At 57.7% G+C, this 14,298-nt stretch carries 13 protein-coding genes, 2 tRNA genes and 2 pseudogenes; 7 read left to right on the forward strand and 10 right to left on the reverse strand.

Annotated features, from left to right (window positions below; all coding sequences use genetic code 11):
* Positions 1 to 7: 7 nt before the first annotated feature.
* From galE to ACW4PC_RS13600, 3 genes and pseudogenes are all read right to left on the reverse strand, one after another.
* The gene (gene galE, locus ACW4PC_RS13590; protein ID WP_132562172.1) at positions 8 to 988 is read right to left on the reverse strand and encodes a UDP-glucose 4-epimerase GalE; all 981 of its coding nucleotides are present in this window, start codon (positions 986 to 988) and stop codon (positions 8 to 10) included.
* A gap of 170 nt (positions 989 to 1,158) precedes the next feature.
* Positions 1,159 to 1,248, reverse strand: a tRNA-Ser gene (locus ACW4PC_RS13595).
* Between the two features lie 5 nt (positions 1,249 to 1,253).
* Positions 1,254 to 2,191, reverse strand: a pseudogene (locus ACW4PC_RS13600) (HEPN domain-containing protein).
* 523 nt (positions 2,192 to 2,714) lie between these two features.
* Here ACW4PC_RS13600 and ACW4PC_RS13605 point away from each other — a divergent pair.
* Positions 2,715 to 3,539, forward strand: a complete 825-nt coding sequence (locus ACW4PC_RS13605; RefSeq protein WP_455874144.1) for an alpha/beta hydrolase — start codon at positions 2,715 to 2,717, stop codon at positions 3,537 to 3,539.
* A gap of 25 nt (positions 3,540 to 3,564) precedes the next feature.
* Here ACW4PC_RS13605 and ACW4PC_RS13610 read toward each other — a convergent pair.
* The 4 genes and pseudogenes from ACW4PC_RS13610 to ACW4PC_RS13625 form a co-directional block, all read right to left on the reverse strand.
* Positions 3,565 to 3,719 (reverse strand): annotated as a pseudogene (locus ACW4PC_RS13610) (NAD(P)-dependent oxidoreductase); the annotation flags it as partial.
* An 88-nt stretch (positions 3,720 to 3,807) separates the two neighbouring features.
* Complete coding sequence (locus ACW4PC_RS13615) at positions 3,808 to 4,521, reverse strand: NAD-dependent epimerase/dehydratase family protein (RefSeq protein WP_455874145.1); 714 nt, start codon at positions 4,519 to 4,521, stop codon at positions 3,808 to 3,810.
* Positions 4,466 to 4,753: an NAD-dependent epimerase/dehydratase family protein gene (locus tag ACW4PC_RS13620; RefSeq protein ID WP_455874146.1), complete on the reverse strand. Its 288-nt coding sequence runs from the start codon at positions 4,751 to 4,753 to the stop codon at positions 4,466 to 4,468. Before ACW4PC_RS13620 ends, ACW4PC_RS13615 begins: the two co-directional genes overlap by 56 nt.
* 824 nt (positions 4,754 to 5,577) lie before the next feature.
* Positions 5,578 to 6,936, reverse strand: coding sequence for a GGDEF domain-containing protein (locus ACW4PC_RS13625; protein WP_455874147.1), 1,359 nt, complete (start codon positions 6,934 to 6,936; stop codon positions 5,578 to 5,580).
* Between the two features lie 383 nt (positions 6,937 to 7,319).
* Here ACW4PC_RS13625 and ACW4PC_RS13630 point away from each other — a divergent pair, with 383 nt between their 5' ends.
* A complete protein-coding gene (locus ACW4PC_RS13630) occupies positions 7,320 to 8,756 on the forward strand; it encodes a DUF6880 family protein (protein ID WP_455874148.1) in 1,437 nt (478 codons plus the stop codon).
* A 241-nt stretch (positions 8,757 to 8,997) separates the two neighbouring features.
* Here ACW4PC_RS13630 and ACW4PC_RS13635 read toward each other — a convergent pair whose 3' ends face one another.
* On the reverse strand, positions 8,998 to 9,924 hold the full coding sequence (locus ACW4PC_RS13635; protein WP_455874149.1) for an HD domain-containing phosphohydrolase: 927 nt from the start codon (positions 9,922 to 9,924) through the stop codon (positions 8,998 to 9,000).
* 604 nt (positions 9,925 to 10,528) lie between these two features.
* Here ACW4PC_RS13635 and ACW4PC_RS13640 point away from each other — a divergent pair.
* A complete protein-coding gene (locus tag ACW4PC_RS13640) occupies positions 10,529 to 10,840 on the forward strand; it encodes a hypothetical protein (protein ID WP_022717525.1) in 312 nt (103 codons plus the stop codon).
* A 145-nt stretch (positions 10,841 to 10,985) separates the two neighbouring features.
* On the opposite strand, the gene ACW4PC_RS13645 is transcribed toward ACW4PC_RS13640, so the two are convergent.
* A tRNA-Ser gene (locus ACW4PC_RS13645) sits at positions 10,986 to 11,075 on the reverse strand.
* 303 nt (positions 11,076 to 11,378) lie between these two features.
* Here ACW4PC_RS13645 and rplU point away from each other — a divergent pair.
* From rplU to ACW4PC_RS13665, 4 genes are all read left to right on the forward strand, one after another.
* Positions 11,379 to 11,696 (forward strand): 50S ribosomal protein L21, encoded by a 318-nt coding sequence (gene rplU / locus ACW4PC_RS13650; RefSeq protein WP_022717526.1) that lies wholly within the window; start codon positions 11,379 to 11,381, stop codon positions 11,694 to 11,696.
* Positions 11,697 to 11,730: 34 nt separating this feature from the next.
* Positions 11,731 to 12,000, forward strand: coding sequence for a 50S ribosomal protein L27 (rpmA, locus tag ACW4PC_RS13655; RefSeq protein ID WP_022717527.1), 270 nt, complete (start codon positions 11,731 to 11,733; stop codon positions 11,998 to 12,000).
* A gap of 124 nt (positions 12,001 to 12,124) precedes the next feature.
* Positions 12,125 to 12,757 (forward strand): GNAT family N-acetyltransferase, encoded by a 633-nt coding sequence (locus ACW4PC_RS13660; RefSeq protein WP_028740006.1) that lies wholly within the window; start codon positions 12,125 to 12,127, stop codon positions 12,755 to 12,757.
* Positions 12,757 to 13,344: a GNAT family N-acetyltransferase gene (locus ACW4PC_RS13665; RefSeq protein WP_455874150.1), complete on the forward strand. Its 588-nt coding sequence runs from the start codon at positions 12,757 to 12,759 to the stop codon at positions 13,342 to 13,344. The genes ACW4PC_RS13660 and ACW4PC_RS13665 overlap by 1 nt, the downstream gene beginning before the upstream one ends.
* 38 nt (positions 13,345 to 13,382) lie before the next feature.
* Here the strand turns inward: ACW4PC_RS13665 and ACW4PC_RS13670 are convergent, their stop codons facing one another.
* Positions 13,383 to 14,246, reverse strand: a complete 864-nt coding sequence (locus tag ACW4PC_RS13670) for an endonuclease/exonuclease/phosphatase family protein (protein WP_455874151.1) — start codon at positions 14,244 to 14,246, stop codon at positions 13,383 to 13,385.
* Positions 14,247 to 14,298: the final 52 nt, after the last annotated feature.

Here is a 14,298-nt window from a genome sequence, read left to right on the forward strand (position 1 = left end):
AGCCGCCTCAGTGATTGGATCTGGAATGCCAGTTCCAGGCCGACTGGATGATCTGCGAAAGATCATATTGGGGTGCCCAGCCAAGCACATCGCGAGCCTTGTCGTTATTGGCAACCAGCGTGTGCGAATCGCCTTCCCGGCGCCCGATATATTCGACCGGGAACGGCCGCTTCGACACGTCTTCGATCGCCCCGAGCAGTTCCTTGACCGTCGTGCCCGTCCCCGTCCCGAGGTTTAGCGCAACGGAATCGCCGCCCTTCAACAGATATTCGACAGCGCGCACATGCGCATCCGCCAGATCGAGCACGTGGATATAGTCGCGCACGCAGGTGCCATCGCGTGTCTCGTAGTCGCTACCGAAGACCTTGAAACCCTGCCGGCGGCCGAGTGCCGCATCGATTGCAAGCGGAATGGCATGGGTTTCGGGCTGATGCCACTCGCCTATCCGTCCTTCGAAATCCGCGCCCGCCGCATTGAAATACCGCAGGATCACGGATCGGAGACCCTTGTACTGGTCGTAATCGGCGAGTGCCTGCTCGACGATATACTTCGTCCGTCCGTAGGGATTGATCGGCACCTGCCGGTGCGTCTCGTCAAGCGGCACGCTCTGCGGCAGCCCGTATGTCGCGCAGGTGGATGAGAAGACGAAGGCCTTGATGCCTGCGGCCTGCGCGGCCGAAAGCAGGGTCAGCGTCCCGATAACATTGTTCTCGTAGAAGGAAACAGGATCCTTCACCGATTCGCCGACTTCGATCAGCGCTGCAAAATGCAAGATCGCCGACGGCTTGTGCTTGGCCAGCACCTCCTCGAGCCGGGCGCGATCGCGAATATCGCCCTCCTCGGCGGGCCCCCACCTGACGAATTCGCGATGACCATTCGAGAAATTGTCGAAGACGACGGGTTTGTAACCCTTGTTCGCCAGATCAAGGCACGTATGAGAGCCGATATAGCCGGCTCCGCCGACCACGAGAACAGTTTCACCTGCCATATATATCACCTTTGTTGCCACATCGGATATGAGAGACTTAGAGGAGATCGACGGCAAGAAAAAGAAGGAATCCGCAAAACGTGCTGCAGCGCAGCATGCCGATGTCCGCAAAAGCTTTACGGCACCGGCCAAACGGCGGCGGAATTTTTCTCGGGCAGCGCTACCCAAGCCCGGTCGGAGAGGGGTCGAACCCCCGATCCCCTTGCAGGCATGCCGCGTTTCGAGCGCGGCGCATTTCAACCACTCTGCCGCACCAACCGTCCGGTCACCCGTTCAGACGCTCCTTGCAGATCATCTCCACAAGCGCCTGCAGGTCCTTCACGCGCGCAACAAGCCATTGCAGCTCATCATTGCTGATCGTGTAATTCGACGAGTAGCGCGCCTCGACATAAGCCCGCGACAACAGCTCGAAGCAGCGGCGGGCAAAGCGGGTGTCGCGCGGCCAGGCGGAAACCTGCCGCGCATCCGCGCTTTCGGCTTGCGAGCGCAGTACCTTGATGCGGTGAGACTTTGGACTGTAAAGGGTTCGGACTAGGAGCACACAGTGATAGAACGCCTCGCATGATTGATGTAGCAGGAAAGCCGCTTTGTTCGTGCTGCCCCGACCCAAGTAGAATTCAGCACCGTCGAGAAACTCGACAGCACTTACAAACCACTGGTCATAATGCCGCTGCGCTTCGGCTCTGGCGACTTCTGGGGAAAGAAGTTTCGGCTGGGCGAGCGGATGGCCGGGCTCCTCGTAGAGCACGATCCCGTCTTTGGCGATGTCGGTGAAGAACGGCCGGCCGCGCGCCAAGCTGGCCGTTGACGTCGGCCAGGCAGTGCACGATCGGGATCACCGGCGTTTCGATCCGGTGGCTGATCTGCTCCTGCAGCAACCGTTCCTCCAGCGCCTCCCACAGCGCGTGCTCCTCGGCAAAGCTCTTGGTGTTGACGACGATCAGAAGGTCATAGTCGGAACGGTAGCCGCTTGAGCGATCCTCGACCCAGTCGCCGCGGGCATAGGAGCCGTAAAGAACCACCTTGAGCACCTTGCCGGCGGCCTTCTTGCCGGACAGCTTGGTGGACGCGGAACTGCTCGACCTCGAAAAACAGGATTTGCAGAATACGGGCGAGCTCCCGGCGCTTCTTGTCGGGCAGATGGTCGAGATGGTCTGTCAGGGTCACTGCCGCGTCGAAGCCTTCGGTGGGAATCATATCCATCGTAGCGGCTCATCGGTTGTTGCGCATCTAAACTCTCTACGCGCATGTTTCGAAAATTACAACCAAGTTTCGAATCCGGAGAAGTGTATAGGCGCCACCGCGATCAGCCGCAAAACAGCTAAGCTCGCCGCCCAAGAGCGATGCCGCGCAGTGAGCTGACGCACCGCCTTGCGCTCTTCGGCTGTCTGGCCGTTGATCTGATTGGATGGCTAGCCAGAAGCCGACGCCCTCGCGCGAGAAGGCCATGGCGGCAAGCTAACAGACGCGATTGACGCGAGCCGGAGGGTTAACCCGGTCACAAGCTGCAATCTGTGAAAACCCTGTTTCGGTCCGACGCACCCGACTATTTCGACCACTGAAACGTCAAATAATCTCTGCATCGCCAGGCTCTGGGTGCTACCGTATAGTTGTGCCCTTCCATTCAGGGCAAGTCCGCCGCGCGGTTCCGCTTCATTCGGGAACGGAATGGCTTTGCCGGAAGAGGTTCTGGACATTCGACGGACCTACGTTTGGAAATATTGTCGTGAGCGTCACCAAACTCGTGCTGATCTTGCCGCTGATGGCGGCCTTCGCGTATGTGTCGCTTGTCGGCCTGATGTATCTTTCACAGCGCGCCCTCCTCTATCCGGGCGCCAGCCCTACACTTGCTCCAGAGCACGCGCGCTGGGGCGAGAGCATCTTTATCAGGACGCCCGACGGAGAGACGCTTCATGGACTCTACCGCCGGGGCGAGTCCGGCAAGCCGTCTGTGCTCTTCTTTCTCGGAAATGCTGATCGGGCCAGCAACTACGGCTTCCTCGCCCAGGCGTTGGCGGCGCGGGGCATTGGCCTGCTGGCGATTTCCTATCGCGGCTATCCGGGATCGACCGGCTCGCCGAGCGAGGACGGGCTTCTGACCGACGGCATCGCCGCGTTCGATTGGCTTTTTATGCGCACTGAAGGCAAGATCGTTGTGCTGGGCCAGTCTTTGGGCAGCGGCGTCGCCGTCAACACGGCGGCACAAAGGCCGGCTGCGGCTATCATCCTGGTGTCCGCCTACCTGTCGGTCCTGTCGCTCGCACAGACGTACTACCCGTTCGTTCCGGTTGCGCTTCTTGTCAAGGATCCCTTCCGCTCGGACCTCAGAATCGCGAAGCTGAGGCAACCGAAGCTGTTCATCCACGGCCGGCGTGACGACATCATCCCGCTGTCTTCGGGCGAAGCGCTATATCGCATCGCTCCCGAGCCAAAGCAGATGCGGATTTATGACGGTTCTGGTCACAATGATATTTGGTTCGACGACACGATTGGCCAGGTCATCCGCTTCGTGGAGGCGCTGAAAAGAGACATCACCAGGGCCGCCCCATGACGGCTTTAGCTGCCATTTCGCCGTTGTGTCTAGGTCGGCACGGATGTTCTTGCGGCGACGGTTGCGGAAACCAGACATCCCCCGCATAGCCGGCCAGCTGACAGCTTGCCAATGCTCTGGCAACAGCGTTGCGATCGCAGATCTTGCCCGCGCGGTGTTCACCAGATAGGCGCCGCGTTTTCACTGGTCGCATCTGCTATGGCTGTATTCCTCCTGTTGAGCCATACCAACCTCGCGAGCAGCAACAGGTTGCTCGCGAGGTTCTGGCTCAAGCCTCGTGCCCAATCATATGGACGAGTCCCTCGATGCCGCGGGATTGGATGCCCAGTTCTTCCAGGCCCGGAAGATCGTTTGCCGCGACATTGTCACGCCGCATGAGATCGACTTGGTTGCGCGTTAGGGACACAGCGGGAAGAAACTCCGCAGCAGTCGCCACTATGCTCCATACCGCGAATGGCACGGGCACAAGCCTGCTTCGCACGTTGAGTTGAGTGGCGATTTCCTGGACGAGTTCCCGATACGCATAAATGCGCGGACCGGCGCACTCGAAGATCGAAGCATCCGTGGAATATTGCCCTGAGGCCAAGCGGCTCACGGCTTCCGCCACGTCCTCGACATAAACCGGCTGCAACCGAGTGCGGCCTTCTCCAAACAGCGGATAGATCGGGAGGATGCGCACCAGCCTCGCGATCGTTGTGATGAACGTGTCGTCGGGTCCCGCCATTACAGAGGGACGGACGATCACCGCGCCTGGAAACGCCGCCTTCACCACCTCCTCGCCGCGGCCCCGGGCCCGGATGTAATTCGAACGGGATTTCGGATCCGATCCAATGCCCGAAATCTGGACGAACATCTCGACGCCGGCATCCCGCGAAGCGTTCGCCAGATCGGCCGCAGCTTCTACATGGACGCGCTCGAAGGTCTGCTCACCGCGCTCCACATAAAGGCTGACCGCATTCACAACCGCGCGAGATCCAGCCACGGCAGCGGCGATCGAGGATGAATTCGAGTATGTCCGCCTCGATCTCCTGAGATGGCTTCTTACCGGACACGTTGTCCAACTTATATTTGTGCGGATGGCGCGAGATGGCACGTACATCAACAGCCTTGTCCAGAAGGCTGGTCACGATCCGCCGCCCGAGGAAGCCCGTTCCGCCGAACACTGCCACAATGTTTTCGCCGGCTAAATCATTTCGACCAGGTTGGTTAGTCATCTTGCTCTCTAAGACCATCACCTAGCGACGCATCGTCGCGTTCTCCGAGTTTACCGCAATACCCGCCTCTGCTCTTGATCCCGCTCGGCGGGATGAGAGTTTCTCGTTCCGCGAGTCCTCGCTGGCTGCCGAACCATACGGCAGCATTCTACGGCCGATCGCAGGCAGGCATTCGAGGTAGAGGCGAGGAAACGTTTCCAATTGGCATCCGTTCCGCGAACGTTCCCAATCGCAATGAAAGGGATCGATGGAGGTCGGCTCAGGGTCATGGCGTCACGTGGATGACCGTGCGACAAACGGACCCTTCGGGTCGAGAGGTGACCTTCGCGGCATCCCCAGCACGGTCCGGATGCGGGGCGCGAAGCTGCAGCTCCGCTTCGAACCTGACGGCCTGGCAGATGACGGGTCGCATGCGAGCGTGCCCGAGATGCGCCTTTACGGACTTCGTTTCGCTATCTCCGCCTGGATCGCGAGGACCAGTTCACTTATCACTAGCTGCTGCACGGTCCTCATGGACCCTAGGCCACCCAGTGGCGGTTCATCCATTCCGAAGTCGGCCTGCGAGACAGATCGCAAGGCTTCCAAAGATTTACCATCCAATTCCGAATGACATACAAAGTTACGCTTAAATTGACATTTGGAGCAAGTTAAGCCCAAGCACCGTGCACTTGCCACCGCCTCTTAGCCTACCGATGGTCGCCATGTGATCTCCAACGGGTTGTTGGGATTGCGCAGGACGCCCTAGGAAGTAGCTGTGGGCTATATCGACCACTATGGGCCACCGTCGCGCTGGCGAAGACGTGGAGATTTCGATCTTTTGTGCGTTAGACGCTCGCGGCTGTGGGTCTGCTAGACGGCCGCGCGGTCTTGCTTTTCATCGCACCGGCTGATCCCAAGTGTTTTTCCTGAATAGACGATGCCAAGGCCACCTGGTTGCGCCCGGCAAGTTTCGCGAGATAGAGGGCTCGATCAGCTCGATCGATTGCGGCATCCACTGAGAAGTCGGAAAGATCCAACTCTGCGACACCAAAGCTTGCTGTGACTTTGCGATCGAAACCTAAGTCGACCCAGCGTCGGGTCGCAATCTTTTCTCTCAACGTCTCTGCAATCTGAGCAACTTCTATTTCGGATGCGTCCAAAACAAAAATTACAAACTCTTCTCCGCCAAAGCGCGCGATATGCGTCTTTTGATTTTGGATTTTTGACAGCTCTTTCGAAACTTCAACAATGACGTGATCGCCGGTTGTATGGCCGAAGCTATCGTTGATTTTCTTGAAATGATCTATGTCGCAAACAATGATCGCGCCGGTGAGCAGGGTTCCCCCGCTCGATCTTTGAATGGCCTGCTCGAAACCTCGACGGTTCAAGAGACTGGTCAGCGGATCCTGCTCCGCGGCATTACGGTGTCTGTTGACGGCAGCAGCGGTCATTGCTGCGATTGCCGAGAACGGAAAGAGCATGCAGACGGTTATCGTCGAAACGTGGACAGAAAGATTGTAGGCAGAGTGCAGGAAGTCAGCCATCTCGTCGCTGGTCTGGATGAGAAAGGTGAAAACTACGCCTCTAACGAGACAATCGATCACCACAAGTGAGCTCGCGATAATGAACGCAACGTCTGCTGCGAACTTTGCCCTACTTGAGGCAAGCCAGATGGTCGATCCGAGTAGGCAGGCAAACACGATCTCAATCAGAAACAGGTCCCAGCGCAGACTAGGGATGATCAAGACGAGATAGGTATGCGGTGCCAAAAAGCCTATTGCCAGCGCGCGCCGCGTCCATTGCCACAACGGTTGTTCAAAATGAATAAGGATCGCGCTGCCATAAGAGTAAGCCGCGCCAATGTATAAAATGCCTGAGGTAAATTGGTCGAAGGTCGGTTCAATCGGAAACGACGAGAGAGCAAAGCCGCTCGCGGTCTGCGCGAAGCCCGCTCCCCACTGCCATGACGAAGAAAGTCCAATACGCCATAGGAGAAGAAAGACGAAAGCCATGATAAGGAAAAGGCTCGACGGGAGGTAAAAGATAATGTTTTGCATTTCCATTGCGTATAATGTTCCGTCCGGCACACCTGCAACGTGGCCAGGAGCGCTCAAAATCAATAGACAAGGCGGATCATCCACTAGAAAGGCGGTGATATTAATCTGGACGCAACTCGTTAACAGAGGGTTGTTCGTTTTGGGCAAGCCGCCCCTCGACAGATTACCCTAACCGCCGGAGACCTAGTTGCGAGTCCGCGAGATCAACCTCGTTTACGAGGACTATCGGTTTGCGATGTTTGAGTTCAGAAGGGCTCGCCATCGATTGCGACCTGGAAACGGCAAAGAAGGCCAGCGCAATGGCTAAGCGTGTCGAGTGCTTCAATTCATCATTATGCCTGAGCTTGCCAGCGTCCTGTGAATTTTCGATCGTCTTCATACGATCTCCAATGAATATTGAGGAACCAAGGATTACCCGGCACTCATCGATCTCAACTAAGGGAGAGGCGCCGTCGAGAGGTGGAACCCTCTGTTGGCCCGGATACCAGCGACCTGTATGATTCCTCGCTCTTGATACCTTGGAAAGATGGATGGCACCGAAAACGACGCTGAACGCCAAAAACCTGGAAGTGCTGGGCGCCGAGAGGCTGGCCGAGTTGCTGATCGAGATCAGCACGGGCAGCGCCGCGACCAAACGCCGGCTGCGGATCGAGCTCGCCGGAACGCAGAGCAGCACTGAAGTTGCAAGGGAAGTAACAAAGCGGCTTTCATCGATCGAACGCTCCCGCTCCATGATCAATTGGCGCCGGGTGAAGGCCTTGAAGAACGATCTGGAGACGCAGCGGCACGTGATCGTTGATACGATCGCCAGCAGCGATCCGGACGAGGCGCTGGAGGTGATGTGGCGCTTCATGGGCCTGGCGCGTTCGATTTTCGAGCGATGCGACGATGGCAACGGCACGATCATGGATGTCTTTCATCAGGCCTGCGTTGATCTGGGCACAATAGCGAGCGCGGCAAGACCGGACCCGCGCCTGCTCGGCGAACAAACTTTCCGCGCGCTGCAGGACAATGACTACGGACAGTATGATCTTCTGATCGAGAATCTGTCGCCGGCGCTGGGTGCGGAAGGCCTCGACCGGCTGAAGTCGTTGTTCGACGATTTGGCAAGCACGCCAGTCGATACGCCAACTGAGGCAGGCCTTGTCGCGATCGGTTGGGCAAGCAGTGGCCCGGTTTACGAAGACGAAATCAATCTCCGCCATCGCGACAGAACCATCAGGTCAGCATTGGAGCAGATCGCCGATGCCCAGGGCGACGTTGATGCCTTCATCGCGCAGCAGAGCGAGCAGGCGAGATCCGCGCCGATGATTGCGGCAGAAATCGCCCAGCGACTGCTGAAGGCGGGCCGGGCCGGAGAGGCATGGGATGCCATCAATCGCGTTGAGATGAAGGGCCGACAATCCCCGTTCGAGTGGGAAAAAGCCCGCCTCGATGTGCTTGAAGCTCTGGGGCGGACGGACGAAGCGCAGGCCTTTCGCTGGCAGTGCTTCGAACAATCGCTGAACGAGCGGCACCTGCGCGCTTTTCTGAAGCGCCTACCGGATTTCGATGATCTCGAAGCAGAGGAAAACGCCTTCGATTGTGTGAGCCACTTCTCGGATGTCCACCAGGCGCTCGCCTTCCTGCTGTCATGGCCGGCGCTCGACAGGGCTGCGACGCTCGTTCGCGCGCGTGCAGCCGAACTTGATGGCGATCACTACGAACTTTTGACACCGGCGTCCGAGCATTTGCAGGAGAAGTATCCGTTGGCAGCGACCATCGTCCTGCGGGCTATGATTGACTTTACGCTCGATCGAGCGAAATCCAGTCGCTATCGCTTTGCCGCGCGACATCTCGTTGAATGTGAGCGACTGTCGACGAAGATTTTCGACTTCGACACTTTTGCCTCACATCCCGGCTATGTTGCAGATCTGAGGGGCAAGCACGCGAAGAAGGCCGGATTCTGGACGGCCGCAGGACACTGACGAAGGATCATCTGCAACGGCACCAGCCAGACGCCCTCATAGTTTTCTGATTGTCGCCATGGGGTTTCCAGCGGATGTTGAGATCGCGCGTAGGAAGCCCCCGGGAGCTGAGCCAAAGGATTATCCCGGCATCCTCACCTATTAAATCTCGCATGCCTTTATTCACTGCTCGGCGAGCCGGATCGACTTTTGAACTCCTGGAACTGGTTTTCTCCTCGGCAACCATCAGACCAAATTGCACTTAGTTAATCAGGCTTCCGAGCCGCAGGACCAGTCTCCTGTCGAAGAGATGTCCCCTATCGAACATCCACTTCAGCGCTTCCGTGCTGGTCCATGCGCGCTTGTAGGGGCGGACGCTCGTAAGGGCGTCAAACACGTCGCACACGGTGCATATGCGAACAGGTAAACTCAGTCGATCAGCTCGAAGGCCAAGCGGGTAGCCGCTTCCGTCAAGGGCTTCGTGGTGAAATCGGCAGATTTCGAGAATCAGGTCAGATACCTCCGGATGCTGCTTAAGGCGGAGGTAGCCACGCTCAGGATGGGTGCGCATTACATGCCGCTCGGCCTCTGTCAGCTGTCCGCTCTTGTTGAGGATAGCGTTGGGTATCAGCAACTTGCCAAGATCATGCAACAGCCCGGCTATGGTTAATTCCCTTGTCGTTTCCTCTCCCAGGTCCGACAGGTGGCCGAGCCCCGTCATGAGCCCGCTGACCGCGAGCGAGTGGATATAAGTTCCCTCATCCTTGGTCTTTAGCCGCGTGACCTCGACCAAGACATCGGGCGAGGCGATTAAGGAAGCGGTGATGTTCATGGCGGCGGGGGCGAACCGATCGATATCGAACTTGCCTGATTTGATCTCGTCAAAACCGTCCCGCAAAGTTGCGGTTACTTGAGATACCGCATGCTGGATCCGTGTGCGCTGGTCTGATTCACGCAGAGACTTGGGCTGGACGTGTTCGTCCGGCTGGCGGCAAACAGGCAAGCCGCAATCGACATTGCTTTTTGCACGGTTGATCAGAACGTATTCCGCCGAAGAGGTGAGTATGGAATGCAGGGCGGAATCCGTTTCAAGCAGGAAGCGTCGTCCGGAGAACTCCAAGTCAGCGCATTCTACCGCTTCAATATACATTCCTTTTCGAAGCAAGGATTTTCGAATACGCAGAACCACGATTAGCGACTCCTCACGTCTGCTAATACTTCTCCTTGTAAGCGTATATCTAATATCTAATAAAAGCGTTACGTGCTTCGAACTGCTACTGCGTTCTTGGATGACAAGTGCGTCCCACTGTGTCCCAGATCAGCGCCCGAGGCAAATCGCGGTTGATTGAGAACGGGAGGATTTCTGGTTCAACGTAGCCGACAGCGAGGCTTCATACTGCGCCGGCGCACTTGTGCTTGCCATCGGCCTCTGAGCTATGGAGGCGGCAGAAATCCCGAACGCAAGTTAGAAAATCCAAATCTCCGAGATTCCAATGCGTATGGAATAAGGGAGCGTGCGCTAATTATTATCGAGGCGCTAGCCTTTGTAGAATTCCAGATGGCTGCTTCGCATAATGAGTGATGGTATCCAGAGCCGCCAAAGAGAAGGATCCCTTTTTCTCGGCAAAATCCCAGGTAACGAAACACGCTAGGATAAAAGCAGCGATGACGTATCTCATCCCATTCTTATATACGGAGATGCTTAAAGCAGCGTAAGGCACGGCCTCCTCGACCCGCTCGTCGGGCATGAGGCGTCGCTGAACGCCACATATGCAGGAAAACGGAGAATAGAAATGCGAATGATGCTCAAAGTTTCGCTTCCCGTTGACAAGGGAAACGCAGCAATCAAAGACGGCAGCCTCGTCACCAAGATTCAATCCATCCTTGCTGATCTCAAACCCGAAGCGGCCTACTTCACTGAATTCGACGGGAAAAGAACGGGCCTGATTTTCTTCGACATGACGGACACCTCGGAGATGCCGGCCGTTGCTGAGCCATGGTTCCTTGCGTTTGATGCCAGTGTTGAGATCAAGGCGGTCATGAACCGCGATGACCTGGCGAAGGCCCGGCCCGGGATTGAGAGGGCAGTCGAGAGCTTCGGCTGAATCACATCGCAACGGCTTGAATAGAGCCCAACTACAACGGACGCGCCGTCAGCGTGGCCTGCGATGATTTGTGATCGAAGCCACTCAACGGCAAAGGCTCTCGGCAGATGCCGAGGCTTCACAACCATTTGATTTCAAAAAAATCTGGCGGAGAGGGGGGGATTCGAACCCCCGATGCCCTTGCAGGCATGCCGCATTTCGAGTGCGGTGCATTCAACCACTCTGCCACCTCTCCGCGGTGCTGGTTGGCGCTTGTTTCGCGCGGGCTGTCTCATAGCGATCAAAAGGCGGACTGGCAAGACGAAATTGTAAAGCTTTTCATCCTTTTGCCTTGACAGCTTTTTGACACTCGCGTATCTCGCTCACGCAATAGGCATGGAGAAGTCCGTGCCTTGCCAGCCTCGCGCCCGCGCGGGGTTTCACCGGCAGACAGAGTTCCGGGCGAACGCCCTGAAATCCCTGCTTAACTTCGACTGATAAGAAGACAGCCACCTGCGGTTTGCGGGGAGAGCTGGATCGAACATGAAAGGATCAAAAAATGTTCGCAGTCATCAAGACCGGCGGTAAGCAGTACCGTGTGGCAGCCAACGACGTGCTGACCATCGAAAAGCTTGAAGCAACCGCTGGCGACTCCATCGAATTCACCGAAGTCCTCGTAATCGGCGAAGGCGCCGACGCTGCGATTGGTGCTCCCTTCGTCACGGGCGCTTCCGTCAAGGCCGAAGTGGTCGAGCACAACCGCGGCAAGAAGGTCATCGCCTTCAAGAAGCGCCGCCGTCAGAACTCGAAGCGTTCGCGCGGCCATCGCCAGCATCATACGGTCGTCCGCATCACGGACATCGTGGCTGCCAAGTAAGATCACGGGACTAAAGGTTTAAAGGAGAACTCCAATGGCACACAAAAAAGCTGGCGGTTCGTCGCGTAACGGTCGTGATTCCGAATCCAAGCGCCTTGGCGTGAAGAAGTTCGGCGGCGAAGCCGTCATCGCAGGCAACATTATCGTGCGTCAGCGCGGTACGCAGTGGCATCCGGGCGCCAATGTCGGCCTCGGTAAGGACCACACCATTTTTGCGCTTACGGCAGGCAATGTGGACTACCGAACGAAGGCCAATGGTCGCGTGTACGTGTCTGTAATGCCGAAAGCGGAAGCAGCGGAATAAGCCGGTAGCGCTCAAAAACAGCCGGCGTCTCATCGACCCGGCTGGCCGTACCAGGTTCAGTCCAGAAAACAGGGGAGATGGGGCGCCATCTCCCCTTTTTCTTTGTCCATAAGGAGGACTGAACATGCAAGGCGAACTGATAAGGGTTGACCAATCACGGTCACCCCAAGAACGGCTGAGGCCGGAGCGGTTAAGGACCGATTGCCCTGTCTTGTTATCGGAAAGGCTCGTCATGCGCGCGCCCCACGAGGAAGACATTGACGCCCTTTCCCATCTCGCCAACAACGCCAAAGTCGCCACAATGGTATCGCGTATGCCGCACCCATATACCGCCAATGATGCAGCCGACTTCGTGCGTCGGACGAAGAATGGCGAGATTGGTAAGTGCGTCTATGCCATCACCAAAGCTGAAAACGGCGCCTTCATGGGGTGCTGCGGAGTCGAGCCGCATGCAGACGGGCGTACCGTCGAGATCGGCTATTGGCTCGGTGAACCCTATTGGAACCAAGGCTATACGACCGAAGCATGCCACGCTCTGGTCGATATGGTCTTTCGCACGCGCGAAAACGTCGATCAGATCGACGCCCGTTGCCGGGTGATGAACATCGCATCGCGGCGGGTCATCCAGAAGTGCGGCTTCCAGTTCCAGGGCTCAGGCCTTGCCGCGTCTCTGGCGCTCGGCAGCAACGTGCCCGTGGAATGGTACCGGCTCGACCGGAAGACCTGGATGTCGCTGAGAAGTTGGGGGAGCCTGTGATGAGCGCCGCCATCTTGCAGCGACCCAAGAGCGAGCAAGTGACGCCCGGCCCCGCGCCGGTCGTCACCACGCCTCGGCTGACGCTCCGCCCGCACAGGCTGGCCGATGCGAATGCGATTGCCGAATTGCTGTCCGACTTCGCAATCACCCGCATGCTTGCCCGCGTGCCCGCGCCCTATGACAGGCAGGACGCGCTTGATTGGCTGGTTCCCGTGACGTCCGGCAGTCTGCCGGATTGGCACTTGGCGGTCACCGATGGCGACGACACGCATATCGGCGTCGTCTCCGTCGAGCTCCGCCACGGCCGCTGGCACCTTGGCTACTGGCTGAACCGTTACTTTTGGCGGCGCGGCTATATGAGCGAGGCTGTCGCAGCCGTGCTGGAGCGCTTTTCCCGGCGGATGCCGGAAAGCGCTGTTCATTCGGGCGTGTTCGCGGATAATCCAGCCTCGCTGAGATTGCAGGAGAAGCTCGGTTTCCGGATGACGGGATGCGCGGAGATCTACAGCTTCGCCCGCAACACCATGGTATCGCACGTCGAAACCGTGCTTCAGCCCGGCGCTCTGCAGATCACGAAGGCTGCCTGACCAGACAAGAACACCGCAGCCGGCGCTGCGGTGCTTTTCTATCCGCCGATCTCAATCCAGACAGGGAAATGGTCGGAGCCCACCGAAGCTGTGTCCACATGAGCAGATTTCAAGCGGCCATGCAGGCCGCAACTGACAAAGCAGTAATCGAGATGCATTCGCTTGCCGTGATTCTTCGGGTCCATCCAGCTATAGCTTGCGGGCGCGTAGGCTTCGAGAGCGGCCAGCGCATCGACAGGTGTTCCGATGCGCGGCACGCGGCCGTAATATCCGTCCCTCGTCCCGGCAAACGAGCAATATTCCGGCGATTCCGGCACCATGTTGAAATCACCCAGGATGACGTAGTCTTCCGGAAGCGGCAGATCCGCAATCTCGAATTCGCTGGCACCCGTCAGGCAACCGCCCTCGAACGGAAACGCATTGATGCGCTCGTTCAAATAGGCGAGCTGGCGGATACGCTCGTCGGGCGAAACGTGATCGAGATGAACGGAATAGACGCGAAACGCGCCTTCCGGCGTATCGATGACGGCCTCGCTCGCCCCACGCTGCAAATTGATTTTCGAAACTGTGCGGCTGCGCGGCAAAAGCAGAGTGCGCGCCGACAGGATCGGCCAACGCGAAAGGATCATGTTGCCGAACTGGAAGCGCGTGCCGCGCGGCGGAAAGCCCTCTTCACCGGCGTCGACATGCAGATCGCAGGCCGGGCCATAGACCCAGAAATGGTTGGGAAAGAAGGCCGCGAGATCGGCCGCCATGTCGGAAAAATCGTTTCGCGAGAACCCTCTGGTCACCTCCTGAAGCCCGATGATATCCGCGCCATCGAGGCTGTCCGCAATACGGCCAAGATCATAAATCCCATCAAGACCGAAGCCGTACTGTATGTTATAGCTCGCAAACTTCACGATAATCTTTGACCTTAGCTTGAACCGCCTATATCGAAAGCGGCAGGATGGG

This window comes from Rhizobium yanglingense (genome assembly GCF_977109285.1).

Coding starts and splice junctions, on each gene's coding strand:
- galE (WP_132562172.1), bottom strand. CDS start 988: ATGGCAGGTGAAACTGTTCTCGTGGTCGGCGGAGCCGGCTATATCGGC.
- rplU (WP_022717526.1), top strand. CDS start 11,379: ATGTTCGCAGTCATCAAGACCGGCGGTAAGCAGTACCGTGTGGCAGCC.
- ACW4PC_RS13640 (WP_022717525.1), top strand. CDS start 10,529: ATGCGAATGATGCTCAAAGTTTCGCTTCCCGTTGACAAGGGAAACGCA.
- rpmA (WP_022717527.1), top strand. CDS start 11,731: ATGGCACACAAAAAAGCTGGCGGTTCGTCGCGTAACGGTCGTGATTCC.
- ACW4PC_RS13660 (WP_028740006.1), top strand. CDS start 12,125: ATGCAAGGCGAACTGATAAGGGTTGACCAATCACGGTCACCCCAAGAA.
- ACW4PC_RS13630 (WP_455874148.1), top strand. CDS start 7,320: ATGGCACCGAAAACGACGCTGAACGCCAAAAACCTGGAAGTGCTGGGC.
- ACW4PC_RS13665 (WP_455874150.1), top strand. CDS start 12,757: ATGAGCGCCGCCATCTTGCAGCGACCCAAGAGCGAGCAAGTGACGCCC.
- ACW4PC_RS13620 (WP_455874146.1), bottom strand. CDS start 4,753: ATGACTAACCAACCTGGTCGAAATGATTTAGCCGGCGAAAACATTGTG.